Origin of the sequence: Pseudotabrizicola sp. 4114 (assembly GCF_031457365.1) — a bacterium.
Classification (GTDB): Bacteria; Pseudomonadota; Alphaproteobacteria; order Rhodobacterales; family Rhodobacteraceae; genus Pseudotabrizicola.
This window is the reverse complement of record NZ_JAVDWP010000003.1, coordinates 447,582-461,328: the sequence shown is the minus strand read 5'-3', so window position 1 is coordinate 461,328 and position 13,747 is coordinate 447,582. Positions and strand designations below refer to the sequence as shown.

Here is a 13,747-nt window from a genome sequence, read left to right as displayed (position 1 = left end):
GCCTTTCCATTGCGCATCCCCACAGCCGCAGGGCGCGGCGCCAGCCCTTTCATCTTGGCAAAAATACTCAATCGCACCGTCAGCCCCCGCGCTGACACCAGCCGGATTGCCGCCAAACCCCCGGGTTCCCTCGAAAAATTCGCCCGATCACGGAACCGGCAAGTTTCCGCCACCCCGTATCACGGCGTCTTTCACTCTCTGAAACATGCTTTACAAGTCGGGAAAACATTACCTGGGGACGGTACACCTTGATCTTGTCACAGCGCTTGCGCGGCGTCGCCCGCCTTACCCTTTTGTGTGCCAGCCTTGCCTTGCTGACCGCCTGCGGCGACACCCTGACCAAGTCTTCGATGAGCGCGCACGCCCCCTCTTCGTTCAACCCGGTGCTGCAGGCCAAGGCCATCGCCGAGGCCAAGGAAAAACAGGCCAAAGGCATCCGCGTCTGGTGCGTGCCCTTTGCCCGCACCGCCTCGGGCATTGACCTGCGCGGCAACGCGGGCACCTGGTGGAACGCGGCCAAGGGCGTCTACTACCGCGGCAAGGCCCCGGAAGAAGGCGCGGTCATGGTCTTTGCCCCGCATTCCAGCAGCCGTCTGGGCCATGTCGCCGTGGTGTCCGAGGTGGTGTCCGAGCGCAAGGTGCTGATCGACCACGCCAACTGGCAGCGCAGCAAGATCTCGCTGAAAATGCCGGTGATCGACGTGTCCGAAAACAACGACTGGTCGCGGGTGCAGGTCGAAGGCACCCCCGGCGTCATGGGCAGCGCCCGCCCGATGCACGGCTTTGTCTATCCGCGCAAGATCGGCGCCGCCAGCGACGCGCAAAGCTGACCGCAGGCTGACCCCTCAGGGTCAGCCAAAGCCGACCCAAACGGGTCAGCCCAGATCGCCGAACCGTGCCCGCAGCGCCGCGACATGCGCGCGCAGGGCCGGCACCCGGTCCCAGTGCCACAAGAGATCGCCCCAGCTGAGCGGCACGAACACCACATCATCCCCGGCCACCGTCTTTCCGAACCGGGCAATCTCGTCCCGGTGCCGCGCCTGCAGCGCCCGGTCCACCGGTTTGCCCGACGCCCACTGCTCCGGCTCGGCATAGAGGTAGACCAGCACCGCCCCCAGCGCCCGCTTTTGCGCCCGCGTGCGGATGCCATAGGCGTGCTTGACCAGCTGCGCCGCGTCCAACACCCGGAAATCCGCCGTGCCCGCAATCAGCTCCAGCGCCAGCGCAGTATAACGCGCCATGTTCGGCCCCCAGACCGGCCGGTCATAGACATCGGCAAAGCCGGTCTGCTTGGCCGGGCGGAACGGCTCGTAGCGCCGCGCTGCCACACCGACCAGCGTGGTATGGGTCACGATCCCCACATCCAGCCAGGGGTGCCGCCCGCCCGACCAGGGAAAGCGCATCTCCACCGCCAGATCCACCGCCTCCACCGCCCCTGCCGGTACGCCAGGCAAGGGCGGCAGCGCCGCAGGCCGCTCCAGAAACCAGCCAAAGGCATTGGCGACCAAAGCCGCAGACGACTCCGCCGAGTCAAACTTGCCCGACCGCAGCTCATTGCCAGGCATGCGCGACACAGCCTCGACGATGCGGGCTTCGGGCAGGTCGGGCAGGAAATTCGGCATGGTCACGACCCCTCAAAAATCGGCTGAGCGGCGTCTTACCACGTCACCGCGCGACAGGCCATTGACCCGGATCGGAAAAGACGGGTGCGGGGGTTATGCCGTTACTTCACCGTCACCGTGACACAGCCCGAAAGCGACTGGCCCTTGACCGTCTTGGCCGTGCTGCGGGTGCAGAACTTGTCCTTGCCCTTGAACCCGGGCTTGGGCGTATAAACCATCCCCTTGGCCGACACCCCCAACGTGCCCGATTTCGGCGCGGTGGTCAGCTTGACCTCGGTGGCCAGAACCCGCTCTGCGCCGCTGCCGAATCCGGTAAATCCCATCACGCAGGCCTTGTCTGCCGCCCGCATCTCAAATGCCCCGTTGCCCTTGCCGCTGGCCCAACCCCGGCCAAAGCTGCCGTCACAGGCGGCAAAGGCCGCACCGGCGGAAAAGGTCAGGCTGGCAAAAAGCGCAATCCCTGTGGTTCCAATCTTCATCTGCACGCTCCAACATGTCGCATTAAATTCAATCGCCATGCCCAAAAATGCCGGGCATCACCCGCAAAGGGTGCCACACCTTTGCCAAACGGCAAACCTTTTCTGTCCACGCCCCCGCACAACGTGAAAAAGGCCCGCACCAAAAGGTGCGGGCCTGATTTTTCGCAGAAAAATCGTAAAAGGCAGGCGCTCAGATTTCGTCCAGCGCGTCGATCGCTTTTTGCAGATCGTCCTTGTTGACCTCTTTCTCGGTCACAGTGGCCTGTGCCACGATGTGATCGACAACCTTGTCCTCGAACAGCGGCGCGCGCAGTTGCTGTTGCATCTGCGGGTTCTTCTGCACGAATTCAAAGAACTGACGCTCCTGCCCCGGATACTGGCGGGCGGCGTTCAGCACGGCCTGGGTCATTTCGGCATCCGACACGGTGATCTCGGCCTTGCGTCCGATTTCAGCCAGCAAGAGGCCCAGACGCACCCGGCGCTCGGCCAGCGACTTGTGCTCATCGGTCGGCTCGACGGCGTCGTGGTTGTGGCCCTGCACGTCCGGGTTTTCTTCATGCCACAGCTGATGCGCGATCTGGTTCGCCTCGGCCTCGACCAGCGCGGCCGGCAGATCGAACTTCACCAGACCGTCCAGCTGATCCAGCAGCGCGCGCTTCAGAATGGCTTTGCTCGCGCCCTGATATTCCACGCCCAGACGTTCGGCGATCTGGCCTTTCAGACCGGCCAGATCTTCTGCGCCGTACTTCTTGGCCAGCTCGTCATCCAGCTCGGCCGCTTTCGGCTCTTTGACAGCCTTCACGGTGCATTCGAACACCGCAGCTTTGCCCGCCAGATGTGCCGCACCGTATTCGGCCGGGAAGGTCACATCAACCTTCAGCTCGTCGCCGACCTTGGCTCCGACCAGCTGCGCCTCAAAGCCCGGAATGAACGAGTTCGAGCCCAGCACCAGCGGATAATCCTCGGCCGTGCCGCCTTCAAAGTAATCGCCGTCAACCGAGCCCTTGAAGTCGATGGTGATCTGGTCGCCATCCTTGGCTTTCGCGCCCTTCTTGCGGTCGTCAAACGACTGCGCGGTGGCGGCCAGGTTCTTCAGCGCTTCTTCAACCGAAGCATCATCGGCTTTCACGATCAGACGCTCCAGCGTGATCTTGGTCGCATCCAGCTCCGGGATCGGCGGCAGGCAGTCATAGGTCATCTCGACCACGACATCGCTGCCTTCGGCCCAGTTTTCGCCGCCCTGCATCTTGACCTCGGGCTGCAGCGCCGGACGGTCGCCGGTCGCGTCAAAGTGCCCCTTCATCGCGCCGTCGATCGCATCCTGCATCGCATCGCCCAGAAGACGCGGGCCGAACTGCTTGCGCAGGATCGCCATCGGCACCTTGCCCTTGCGAAAGCCCTTCATCTCGATCTCGGGCTGCGCCTCGACCAGCTTTTCCTGAACCTTGGCTTCCAGTTCGGCAGCGGTCACGGTGATGGTGTAGCCGCGCTTCAGCCCTTCGTTCAGGGTCTCGGTGACTTGCATATTTTCCCCATATCGGTTGGGCCGCCAGAACAGGCGGCAGTCAAACTTTCCCGCCTCCCTTAGTAATCCGCACGAGCGCATGCAAGCAGGAAAGCCACGACGACGCCCGAATTCCGGGCATTTCAGGGAAAATCCGCGCATCGCGACAGGGGATCGGCAGTGTTGGTGCGGGTGGAGGGACTTGAACCCCCACGCCTTGCGGCGCCAGAACCTAAATCTGGTGCGTCTGCCAATTTCGCCACACCCGCATCCGCGCCGGGCCAGCCCGCCGCGCGCCGCCCTTCTAGCAAAGCCCCCCGCGACTGGCGAGAGCAAAAACGCCACGCATGCCAATGACATTCAGGCCACGCCGCCGCAGATTTGCCGCGCCCGCGCAAAGGAAAACCTCGCCACAGCCGCGTTCCTGCCATAGTCTCAATCAAAAAAACATGAGGCAGATGAAAATGTTGGCACTGGAGACGATCTTGGCTGATCTCAAACACGGCCCCACCGCCGGCCCGGTTGCAGCGGGCACCACCATGCCGCTGTGTGGCATCATTTCCGGCACCCCGATCCTGACCCTGTCGGGCGTGATCCCGGTCGAATTCGTCGCCCCCGGCGACACGGTCATCACCCGGTCCGGCGCGCGCACCGTCACCGCTGTCGACATTGCCATCGTGCAAGACGCCAGCGTGATCCGCATATCCGAAGGCGTGCTGGGCAAGGACCGGCCCGAGGCCGATCTGCACGTCGCCCCGCGCCAGCCGCTGCTGATCCGCGACTGGCGGGCCAAGGCGCTTGCCGGTCTGATCCGTGCCGTGATGCCCGCCGAACGTCTGGTCGATGGCGATTATATCCGCCCGGAAACGCTGGCCGAGGCCCGTATCGTCACCCTGCGCTTTGCCGAACCGCAGGTGATCTTTGCCGCCGGTCTGGAACTGGGCTGCGAAGCAGGCTGACCGGCCCCGCATCCCACAAAAGGCCGCCTCCGGGCGGCCTTTCGTCTGGCCCCGCTACAGCCCCAATGCGCGGAACACCTTTGGCAGTTCCTCCGGCAGATCCTCTGCAATCAGCCCGGGGCCAAAACTGCGCGCACATTCCACATGCAGCCAGGCCCCGGTGCAGGCGGCGTCAAACGGCGCAAAGCCGCGCGCCAGCAGCCCGCAGATGAACCCTGCCAACACATCGCCGCTGCCCGCTGTCGCCAGCCAGGGCGCGGCACGGTCATAAACCGCTGCATTGACCGCACAGCGCCCGTCGGGCGCTGCAATCACCGTATCCGGCCCTTTGAACAGCACCACACACCCAGCCCGCGCCGCCGCCTCCCGTGTGACATCCACCTTGGAATAGGCAGGCCCCGTGGTCGCAGGTGCCGCCAGCTTCGCCGCAATATCGGGGAAAAGCCGCGAAAACTCCCCCGCATGCGGGGTCAGGACGCAAGCCGCATGCAGCGCGCCAAACAGCGCCGCATCGCGCGCGATCAACGTCAGTGCATCGGCATCCAGCACCACCCGACGCGCCCCCCACCCCTGACCCCTCCCCACGAGGGGGAGGGGAAGCACATCACCGTCAAGCGCAACACCTTGCCCCAATCGCCTCCCCTCCCCCTCGTGGGGAGGGGCTGGGGGTGGGGGGCGCGCAGCGGAAAGGCCAAGCGCCACCGCCACCACCCCCGCCGCACGCGCATCAAGCCCCAGCCCCGGCCCCAGACACAGCGCGTTGATCCGGCCGTCCTCCAGCACCGCCGCCAGCCCGTCGCCCTCCGCCACCTCCCGCAGCATCACCGCATCCAGCCGCGCCGCATGCTCCGCCACAGCCTCCGGCGGACACGCAACCGTCACCACCCCCGCCCCGATCCTGAGCGCCCCCCGCGCCGACAACCGGGCGGCCCCGCCATGCCCGGCAGGACCAGAAAGGATAAAGGCGTGACCGTGGTCAAACTTGTGCCCGCCCGCCTTGCGCAGCATTTTAAGCCGTGGCGCAACAATATCCACCCGGCCCGCAGCCGGTTTCTCCCCAGCCCCGTATCGCGACGGTCCCGCCCCCGACAGCCCTATATCCTTCACCACCAACTTGCCCACCAGCTCGGGGCCGTCCTCAAGAAAGTGCCCGATCTTCGCGCGGTGAAAGGTCACGGTAAGATCAGCCCGGAAATGCGCGCGCTTTGCGGCCTCCGCGACAATCACCCTGCCACTGTCGGCACAAAGCCCGGTCGGCACATCAACCGCAACCAGATGTTCCGCCGACCGAAATGACCGCTCACCGGGCCAGATCGCCGTTCTTATATGCACCAGCACCTTTGCTGCCTCCCCGTCCAGAGGCCGGGTAAACCCGGTGCCGAACAGGGCATCAACTACCAGATCGGCGTGAACAGAGTGCAGCCGTGGAAAGGTCTCGCTCTCCAGCGCCCCCACCTCCCCCATCCCGCACCAGCGCTCATAATTCACCCGCGCATCCGGCGGCAGCCGCTGCGCATCGCCATACAGAAACACCTCAACCACCCAGCCCAGTTCCCGCAGCAGCCGCGCCACCACAAACCCGTCGCCGCCATTGTTCCCCGGCCCGCACAGCACCACCGCCCTGCGCTTCGCGCTTTCATCTTGGCCCAAATACTCATCTGCGCCGTTGCCGCCGCGCAACGCCGGCCATTCCTCAAACACCGCGTCCACCACGCCCTGCCCCGCGCGCTCCATCAGCTCCAGCGCGGTGACCGACCCGCTGGCAATCGCGGCGGCCTCAATGGCGCGCATTTGGGCAGATGTGAGAAGATCCGTCACACCGCCGCCCAATTCGTTCTCAAACCGCCCACAAATTCACCCCAACGCACATTTATTAATCACACCCCGCAAATTCCCGCCTGACCTGCCATCGCTTAAACCTTAGTCAATTGTCCCCGCCCGCAGGAAATGGTCAGACAGCAATAGACAGATAAAAATCAAGGTGCGGGGGAGTCGGCCCATGAAGAAGATCGAGGCAATCATCAAGCCTTTCAAGCTGGATGAGGTCAAGGAAGCCCTGCAGGAAGCGGGCATTCAAGGCCTGTCGGTCACCGAGGTCAAGGGCTTTGGTCGTCAGAAGGGCCATACCGAACTGTACCGTGGCGCCGAATATGTGGTGGATTTCCTGCCCAAGGTGAAGATCGAGGTCATCCTCACCGATGACATGGTCGATCAGGCGGTCGCGGCGATCATCGCCGCCGCCCGCACCGACAAGATCGGCGACGGCAAGATCTTTGTCAGCTCCGTCGAACAGGCGATCCGCATCCGCACAGGCGAAACCGGCGACGACGCGGTTTGACGCCCTTTTGAACATCAGGCCCGCTTTGGCCTGCACTGTAACACCCAAAAACCGAAAGGCAGCATGATGAGCGCTATTCAGAAAGCTCTGAAACTGATGAAGGATGAAGAGGTCGAATATGTCGACATCCGCTTCACCGACGTCAAGGGCAAGCTCCAGCACGTGACGCTGGTGAACGATCTGGTTGACGAAGACTTCTTTGAAGAAGGCTTCATGTTTGACGGATCGTCCATCGCCGGCTGGAAATCCATCGACCAGTCCGACATGAAACTGATCCCCGATGCGACCTCGGTCTACATCGACCCGTTTTATGCCGAAAAAACCATGTGCGTGCATTGCACCGTGGTCGAACCTGACACTGGCGAGTCCTACTCGCGCGATCCGCGCGGCACCGCACTCAAGGCCGAAGCCTACCTGAAATCCTCCGGCATCGGCGACGCGTTCTATTGCGGCCCGGAAGCGGAATTCTTCCTGTTTGACGATGTGCGCTACTGCGTCACGCCGCAGAAAGTGTCGTTCCAGATTGATGCCGAAGCGGCAGCCTGGAACACCGACACCGAGATGGAGGGGGGCAACCTCGCCCACCGCGCGGCCCACAAGGGCGGCTACTTCCCGGTCAACCCGATTGACGAAGCCCAGGACATCCGGGGCGAGATGCTCTCGACCATGAAGCGCATGGGCATCAAGGTCGACAAGCACCACCACGAAGTTGCGACCTGTCAGCACGAACTCGGCATGATCTTCGGCGGCCTGACCGAGCAAGCCGACAACATCCAGAAATACAAATACGTCATCCACAACGTGGCGGCAGCTTACGGCAAGACCGTAACCTTCATGCCGAAACCGATGAAGGGTGACAACGGCTCGGGCATGCACGTGAACATGTCGATCTGGAAAGACGGCAAGCCGCTGTTTGCAGGCGACAAATACGCCGACCTGTCACAAGAGGCGCTGTATTTCATCGGCGGCATCCTAAAGCATGCCAAGGCGCTCAACGCCCTGACCAACCCGTCGACCAACAGCTACAAGCGCCTGATCCCGGGCTTTGAAGCACCGGTTCTGCGCGCGTATTCCGCCCGCAACCGCTCGGGCTGCGTTCGTATTCCGTGGACGGAATCGCCGAAAGCCAAACGTGTGGAGGCCCGCTTCCCCGATCCGGCAGCAAACCCGTATCTGGCCTTTGCAGCCCTGCTGATGGCTGGCCTTGACGGCATCAACAACAAGATTGATCCCGGCCCGGCTTCCGACAAAGACCTGTACGATCTGCCGCCCGAAGAACTGGCAGCGATCCCGACCGTCTGTGGTTCGCTCCGCGAGGCGCTGGAAGAGCTGGAAAAAGACATGGACTTCCTGATTGCAGGCGACGTGTTCACCAAAGACCAGCTCGAAGGCTACATGGCGCTGAAATGGGAAGAGGTTTATGCCTATGAGCATACCCCGCACCCGATCGAGTACGCGATGTACTACTCCTGCTGATCGCAGCGACACCATCAGAAAAGGCCGCCCCTCGGGGCGGCCTTTTTCATGTCTGACAAGGGGTTGCAGCGCGAAGCTGAAGTGTCACCTTAAAGCGCGCGGTGAATCGGATGCGCCTCCAGCGCCGCTGTCTGTTCTGCGCTCAGATCCTCCAGCCGCACCACATAAGTGTGGATCGAAAACAGCACCGCCCGGCTGACCGGCAGCCGGATCAGGCATTGCCGTTCCGACCGGATATAGGGCATCGCGCCCTGCGCCACAGTGTCCTTGGGCGCATCCTCGCGCAGCGGATTGAACAGGGCCGCGCGCGAATGATGGGCGTTGGCCCGCCACAGCGGCGTCTCTACCCGCACCGCATCCATCAACCGCTGCACCCTGCGGCCCAGATCCTCGGTGTAGGCTGCCACCGGACTGTGCATCCGCATCAGCGGCCGCCCCAGCTTTTCGGCCAATGTCCAGCCCGCCGGAAAGCAAAGCACCGCCGCCGACAACTGGTGCTGGCCCGCGCCATCCTCCTGCATCAGGCACAGATCCTCCTGCACCAGCCGCCCCAACGTCTGCAACGGGCGGGATGGGTCCAGCGCCAGCGTCACCCCGTCGGGGCGCGTGACCGCACCCTGCGCGCGCGCAAAGCCCGCAGGCAGACGCGCCAGCACAAAATCGTACAATTCTTCAATGGCCTGCGTGGCGAGGCTCACCTGCCCCACCACCGCCGCCTCGCGCTCCGCGATCAGGGAATCGCGCAACGCCATCTGCCCGGCATAGGCGTCATCCACCTGCAACCAATCGGCCATATCCAGCGGCAATATCCCCGGCAACCGCCGCGTCAGCGCATCGGCCCAAGGCGCAAAGGGCAAGGAGGATTGCAGAACTTCAGTCATTCCCGACTCCCTCAACGCCCCACCGTAAACCTGACGTAAACAGACCGACCTCTCCGCCCGCGCCTCCCTCCCCCCTTGTGGGGGAGGGCTGGGGTGGGGGGGCGCGCACCCAAAAAACAAAAAACGCCTGCACCAGCCGGGTGCAGACGTCAATGCAAATCAACGAAAAGAAAGTGGCGCGGTTGACGGGGCTCGAACCCGCGACCCCCGGCGTGACAGGCCGGTACTCTAACCAACTGAGCTACAACCGCGCGATGGAGGGGGAATATAGCCGCATTCGGGGGGCGTCAAGCGGGAAAGTGCGGCGAAAGCCACCCGCGCGTCAAAACAGAAAACCAGAGCCAAGGGTCAGGGTCAAAGCCTTAACAAACCCCTAATTCCACAGAGCCAACCCTTTGATTTGCAAAGAGTCCTGCCCCTGTAACACAGCGGGAACTCCCCCCGGAAAACCAAAAAGCCCCCGCTTTCGCGAGGGCCTTTTAAGGCAGGAATGGCGCGGTTGACGGGGCTCGAACCCGCGACCCCCGGCGTGACAGGCCGGTACTCTAACCAACTGAGCTACAACCGCACATTCCGTCCGGCCCGTGGTTTCCCGCGCGCCGTAGGGGGCTTTTAGGGGCATGCGCAGGGGGCGTCAAGCGGGACCGGAGCGAAAGTCGCGCTTTTTTCGCCGCCCCTCAATGGGCCGGCGCGGGGATGAATTCCCCGGCATCATCGGGCGGCAGCCGGAACCGCCCATGCGCCCAATCGCCGGCCCGCCAGGCCTCACGCGCGGCATCAATGCGGTCTTTCGACGAGGCCACGAAATTCCACCAGATATGCCGGGGCCCGTCCATCGTGGCGCCCCCCAGCAGCATCACCCGCGCGCCCCGCTCCCCCGCCCGGATGGAAACCTTGTCGCCGGGCCGGAACACCAGCATGCGGCCGGTTTCAAACGACTGACCGCCCACGCTGACCTCCCCCGACAGGATATAGACCCCGCGATCCTCGTGATCATCGGGCAGCGGAATCGCCGCACCGGCGGCCAGACGGGCATCGGCATAGAACACCTCGATCCCGGTCGGCACCGGCGCGGTCTCGCCATAAGCCGTGCCAAGGATCAGCCGCAGCTGCTTGCCCTCGCCCTCCAGCTCCGGCAGGTCCGACTGCGGGGCGTGGACAAAGGCGGCGGGGTCATCCTCCATCGCCTTTGGCAGCGCGAGCCAGGTCTGCAGGCCAAACAGACCATGCGGCCCCTCGCGCAGCGCCTCGTCCTGCCGTTCGGAATGGGTGATCCCCTGCCCCGCCAGCATCCAGTTCACCGCCCCCGGCTCGATCCAGGCATTGGTGCCCAGGCTGTCGCGGTGGTGCAGCTTGCCGCGCAACAGATAGGTCACGGTGCCCAGCCCGATATGCGGATGCGGGCGCACGTCGATACCCTTGCCGGTCAGAAACTCTGCCGGGCCCATCTGGTCGAAGAAAATGAACGGCCCGACCATCTGCCGCGCCGCCGAGGGCAGCGCGCGGCGCACCTCAAAGCCGCCCAGATCACGGGCGCGGGGCACAATCACGGTTTCGATCGCATCCACGGCGTCGCCGATCGGGATCGAGGGGTCAAGCACGGGGTTCCAGCTCATGATGTTCTCCTTTGCCTAAAGGTAGAACCGATGCGGCCTTGCGTCTTCGCCTATGCTCGCGCGGGACTTGTGCGGAAAAGCACGTTAACCGAGGCTCTGGCGCAAAAGGGCAGTGAAGACCGCAACACCGGGCGCAATCAGGCTGTCCGGGAAATCGTAGCGCGGATCATGCAGGGCGGGGCTGTCCTCGCCCGCGCCCAACAGGAACATCGCCGCACGGGCGCCGTTGCCCGCAAAGCGGCCAAAGTCTTCCGAGGCGCGCATCGGGCCATCGGTCGGGCCAAAGGGGATGGCGGCGGTGGCAAGCGCCGCCTCGATCTGCGCGGTGGCCTGCGGGTCATTGTGGCAGGCGGCGAAATCATCGTGCCAGCTGATCTGCACCCCCAGCCCGTGCCGCGCCGCCGCCTGTTCCGCCAGATCCTGCGCCTGCGTTTTCAGGGCGATCATATCGGCATCATTAAGGCTGCGCAGGGTAACCCACAACTCGCCCTCGCCCGGCGCGATGCCAAAGGTCGGCGCGCCAAGCCGGGCGTGGGTCAGCGTCACCAGCCGGAAACCGGGGGCAAGCGTACCACCCGGACCAAGCGCGCGCAAAGCCGGGATCAGGTCGAACATCGCCGCATCCGGGGACAGGCCGGTATCGGGCGTGGCGGCATGGGCGGTGCGGCCCGAAAACCGCAGACGCAGCCCGCATGAGGCGCAGTTGGCAGGCCCGGCAGAAACCCGGGCCTCCCCCAGCGGCAGGCCCGGCATATTGTGCAGTGCAAAGGCCCAGTCGGGACGCAGCGCCTCAAAAGCAGGGTCAGCGAGAACCGCAGCGGCGCCCGAACCATCCTCTTCGGCGGGCTGGAACATCAGCACCGCGCGCCCGCGCGCCGGCCTGTCGCGCGACAGCAGCCGTCCCACGCCCAGCACAATCGCCATATGCCCGTCATGGCCGCACAGATGCGCCACGCCCTCCACCTCTGACCGATGCGCGGGGCCGGGGCGTTCCGGGATCGGCAGCGCATCCAGCTCGCACCGGATCATCACGGTCGGTCCGGGCGCCGCGCCGCAAAACACCGCCGCCACCCCATGCCCGCCCAGACCCGTCACGATCTGATCGGGGCCAAGGGCGGTCAGTGCCGCCTGCACCCGCTGCGCTGTCTGCGCCTCATCCCCCGACACCTCAGGCTGGCGGTGCAGAGCGTGGCGGAAGCGGGTCAGACCAGAGATGTCCTGCGGGGTGAGGGTCATGCCAAATGCCTTTGCTTTGTGGCCAGACGACTGCACCACCAAGCGGAAGTCAAGCAAAGCGGCTCTTGTGCTTGCCGGTTGGGCAGGTGTCGTCTAAGCAGGGGGAAAGGACGGATTTCATGCGCATTCTGATCACAAATGACGACGGCATCAACGCTCCGGGGCTGGAGGTTCTGACCGCCATCGCCCATGAGATCGCCGGACCAGAGGGCGAGGTCTGGACCGTGGCCCCGGCGTTCGAGCAGTCGGGCGTCGGCCATTGCATCAGCTATTCGCACCCCATGATGATTGCGCGCCTGTCAGACCGCCGCTATGCCGCCGAGGGCAGCCCGGCGGATTGTGTGCTGGCGGCGATTTATGATGTGCTCGATGGGGCAAAGCCCGATCTGGTGTTGTCAGGGGTGAACCGGGGCAACAACGCGGCGGAAAACACGCTCTATTCCGGCACCATTGGCGGCGCGATGGAAGCGGCGTTGCAGGGCATCCCCTCGGTTGCGCTGTCGCAATACATGGGGCGCGGCACCGAGGGTCTGGACACGCCGTTTGAAGCGGCGGTCGTGCATGGCGCGGCCGTGGTGCGTCTGCTGCTGGAAAAGGGCATCTGGACGCAGGACGATTACCGCGTGTTCTACAACGTGAACTTTCCGCCCGTCGCCGCCGACAAGGTGCTGGGCACCAAGGTCGCCGCCATCGGCTTTCGCCGCGACACCGCGTTTTCCTGCGAGCCGCAGATTTCGCCCACCGGGCGGCGGTATCTGTGGATCAAGGGCGGGCCGCAGCACACGCCGACCCTGCCCGGCACCGATGCCGCCGTGAACCTCGAGGGCTGGATCTCTGTCACGCCAATGCGCGCCGATCTGACCGCGCATGACCTGCTGGCGCCGCTGGCGGCGCAACTGGCATGATGGGACCAGGCGGCCCGGACGAGTCGGACGCCGAACGCAAGATGCGCTTTTTGTTTGGACTGCGATCAAGAGGGGTGACCGAGGCCCGGGTGCTGACCGCGATGGAGCGGGTGGACCGCGGCCTGTTCGTGCGCGGCCATTTCGCCGACCGCGCCTATGATGACATGCCGCTGCCCATTGCCTGCGGCCAGACCATCAGCCAGCCCTCGGTTGTCGGGCTGATGACGCAGGCGCTGAACGTGCAGCCGCGCGATACCGTGCTGGAGATCGGCACCGGGTCGGGCTATCAGGCCGCGATCCTGTCGCATCTGGCGCGGCGGATCTACACGGTCGACCGCCACCGGCGGCTGGTGCGCGAGGCGCAGGGCGTGTTTCAGGCGCTCGGGCTGGTCAATATCACCGCCTTTACCGCCGATGGCAGCCATGGTCTGCCCGATCAGGCACCGTTTGACCGCATTATCGTGACCGCCGCCGCCGAAGACCCGCCCGGTCCCCTCTTGGCGCAACTCAAGGTTGGCGGTATCATGGTGCTGCCGGTGGGACAGTCTGATACCGTGCAAAGCCTGATCAAGGTGACACGTGGCCAAAGCGGCTATGACTATGAAGAACTGCGTCCGGTGCGTTTCGTGCCGCTGATCGAAGGTCTGGGCGCAGAGTAAGGAAACCAGCCGGCCCGATGCGGGGCCTGCGACCACATGGCGAAACAAAGGGCGGGAAACACCGTCCGACAC

Annotated in this window: 13 protein-coding genes and 3 tRNA genes; 6 read left to right on the top strand and 10 right to left on the bottom strand. The window is 64.5% G+C overall.

Annotated elements, in window-relative coordinates:
- Positions 1–248: 248 nt before the first annotated feature.
- Positions 249–830 (top strand): CHAP domain-containing protein, encoded by a 582-nt coding sequence (locus tag J2X53_RS09690; RefSeq protein WP_349037274.1) that lies wholly within the window; start codon positions 249–251, stop codon positions 828–830.
- Positions 831–875: 45 nt separating this feature from the next.
- Here J2X53_RS09690 and J2X53_RS09685 read toward each other — a convergent pair whose 3' ends face one another.
- The 4 genes from J2X53_RS09685 to J2X53_RS09670 all read right to left on the bottom strand — a co-directional run bounded on the left by J2X53_RS09685 (position 876) and on the right by J2X53_RS09670 (position 3,874).
- Entirely contained in the window at positions 876–1,622 is a 747-nt protein-coding gene (locus tag J2X53_RS09685) for a hypothetical protein (RefSeq protein ID WP_349037273.1), read from the bottom strand.
- 101 nt (positions 1,623–1,723) lie between these two features.
- The gene (locus J2X53_RS09680; RefSeq protein ID WP_349037272.1) at positions 1,724–2,101 is read right to left on the bottom strand and encodes a hypothetical protein; all 378 of its coding nucleotides are present in this window, start codon (positions 2,099–2,101) and stop codon (positions 1,724–1,726) included.
- A 190-nt stretch (positions 2,102–2,291) separates the two neighbouring features.
- Positions 2,292–3,626 carry a trigger factor gene (gene tig / locus J2X53_RS09675; protein ID WP_349037271.1) on the bottom strand — a complete coding sequence of 445 codons (1,335 nt, stop codon included), beginning with the start codon at positions 3,624–3,626 and terminating at the stop codon, positions 2,292–2,294.
- A 163-nt stretch (positions 3,627–3,789) separates the two neighbouring features.
- A tRNA-Leu gene (locus tag J2X53_RS09670) sits at positions 3,790–3,874 on the bottom strand.
- Positions 3,875–4,063: 189 nt separating this feature from the next.
- Between J2X53_RS09670 and J2X53_RS09665 the strand changes: the two genes are divergently transcribed.
- A complete protein-coding gene (locus J2X53_RS09665; protein WP_349037270.1) occupies positions 4,064–4,564 on the top strand; it encodes a Hint domain-containing protein in 501 nt (166 codons plus the stop codon).
- Between the two features lie 54 nt (positions 4,565–4,618).
- Here the strand turns inward: J2X53_RS09665 and J2X53_RS09660 are convergent, their stop codons facing one another.
- Positions 4,619–6,355: an NAD(P)H-hydrate epimerase gene (locus J2X53_RS09660; RefSeq protein ID WP_349037269.1), complete on the bottom strand. Its 1,737-nt coding sequence runs from the start codon at positions 6,353–6,355 to the stop codon at positions 4,619–4,621.
- A gap of 208 nt (positions 6,356–6,563) precedes the next feature.
- On the opposite strand from J2X53_RS09660, the gene J2X53_RS09655 reads away from it, so the two are divergent.
- A complete protein-coding gene (locus tag J2X53_RS09655) occupies positions 6,564–6,902 on the top strand; it encodes a P-II family nitrogen regulator (protein ID WP_100197995.1) in 339 nt (112 codons plus the stop codon).
- A gap of 66 nt (positions 6,903–6,968) precedes the next feature.
- Complete coding sequence (glnA, locus tag J2X53_RS09650) at positions 6,969–8,378, top strand: type I glutamate--ammonia ligase (protein ID WP_349037268.1); 1,410 nt, start codon at positions 6,969–6,971, stop codon at positions 8,376–8,378.
- Between the two features lie 89 nt (positions 8,379–8,467).
- Here glnA and J2X53_RS09645 read toward each other — a convergent pair whose 3' ends face one another.
- From J2X53_RS09645 to J2X53_RS09625, 5 genes are all read right to left on the bottom strand, one after another.
- Positions 8,468–9,259 carry a DUF3445 domain-containing protein gene (locus J2X53_RS09645; protein WP_349037267.1) on the bottom strand — a complete coding sequence of 264 codons (792 nt, stop codon included), beginning with the start codon at positions 9,257–9,259 and terminating at the stop codon, positions 8,468–8,470.
- Positions 9,260–9,433: 174 nt separating this feature from the next.
- Positions 9,434–9,510 (bottom strand) — tRNA-Asp (locus tag J2X53_RS09640).
- Between the two features lie 240 nt (positions 9,511–9,750).
- Positions 9,751–9,827 (bottom strand) — tRNA-Asp (locus J2X53_RS09635).
- 109 nt (positions 9,828–9,936) lie between these two features.
- Complete coding sequence (locus J2X53_RS09630; RefSeq protein ID WP_349037266.1) at positions 9,937–10,875, bottom strand: pirin family protein; 939 nt, start codon at positions 10,873–10,875, stop codon at positions 9,937–9,939.
- Positions 10,876–10,959: 84 nt separating this feature from the next.
- On the bottom strand, positions 10,960–12,111 hold the full coding sequence (locus J2X53_RS09625; protein ID WP_349037265.1) for an amidohydrolase: 1,152 nt from the start codon (positions 12,109–12,111) through the stop codon (positions 10,960–10,962).
- A 119-nt stretch (positions 12,112–12,230) separates the two neighbouring features.
- Here J2X53_RS09625 and surE point away from each other — a divergent pair, with 119 nt between their 5' ends.
- Both surE and J2X53_RS09615 read left to right on the top strand, forming a co-directional pair.
- Positions 12,231–13,016 (top strand): 5'/3'-nucleotidase SurE, encoded by a 786-nt coding sequence (gene surE, locus J2X53_RS09620; RefSeq protein ID WP_349037264.1) that lies wholly within the window; start codon positions 12,231–12,233, stop codon positions 13,014–13,016.
- Positions 13,016–13,675, top strand: a complete 660-nt coding sequence (locus tag J2X53_RS09615; RefSeq protein WP_349037382.1) for a protein-L-isoaspartate(D-aspartate) O-methyltransferase — start codon at positions 13,016–13,018, stop codon at positions 13,673–13,675. Before surE ends, J2X53_RS09615 begins: the two co-directional genes overlap by 1 nt.
- Positions 13,676–13,747: the final 72 nt, after the last annotated feature.

Coding starts and splice junctions, on each gene's coding strand:
- J2X53_RS09685 (WP_349037273.1), bottom strand. CDS start 1,622: ATGCCGAATTTCCTGCCCGACCTGCCCGAAGCCCGCATCGTCGAGGCT.
- J2X53_RS09625 (WP_349037265.1), bottom strand. CDS start 12,111: ATGACCCTCACCCCGCAGGACATCTCTGGTCTGACCCGCTTCCGCCAC.
- J2X53_RS09630 (WP_349037266.1), bottom strand. CDS start 10,875: ATGAGCTGGAACCCCGTGCTTGACCCCTCGATCCCGATCGGCGACGCC.
- J2X53_RS09645 (WP_349037267.1), bottom strand. CDS start 9,259: ATGACTGAAGTTCTGCAATCCTCCTTGCCCTTTGCGCCTTGGGCCGAT.
- surE (WP_349037264.1), top strand. CDS start 12,231: ATGCGCATTCTGATCACAAATGACGACGGCATCAACGCTCCGGGGCTG.
- J2X53_RS09680 (WP_349037272.1), bottom strand. CDS start 2,101: ATGAAGATTGGAACCACAGGGATTGCGCTTTTTGCCAGCCTGACCTTT.
- J2X53_RS09615 (WP_349037382.1), top strand. CDS start 13,016: ATGGGACCAGGCGGCCCGGACGAGTCGGACGCCGAACGCAAGATGCGC.
- tig (WP_349037271.1), bottom strand. CDS start 3,626: ATGCAAGTCACCGAGACCCTGAACGAAGGGCTGAAGCGCGGCTACACC.
- J2X53_RS09655 (WP_100197995.1), top strand. CDS start 6,564: ATGAAGAAGATCGAGGCAATCATCAAGCCTTTCAAGCTGGATGAGGTC.
- J2X53_RS09660 (WP_349037269.1), bottom strand. CDS start 6,355: ATGCGCGCCATTGAGGCCGCCGCGATTGCCAGCGGGTCGGTCACCGCG.
- glnA (WP_349037268.1), top strand. CDS start 6,969: ATGAGCGCTATTCAGAAAGCTCTGAAACTGATGAAGGATGAAGAGGTC.
- J2X53_RS09665 (WP_349037270.1), top strand. CDS start 4,064: ATGAAAATGTTGGCACTGGAGACGATCTTGGCTGATCTCAAACACGGC.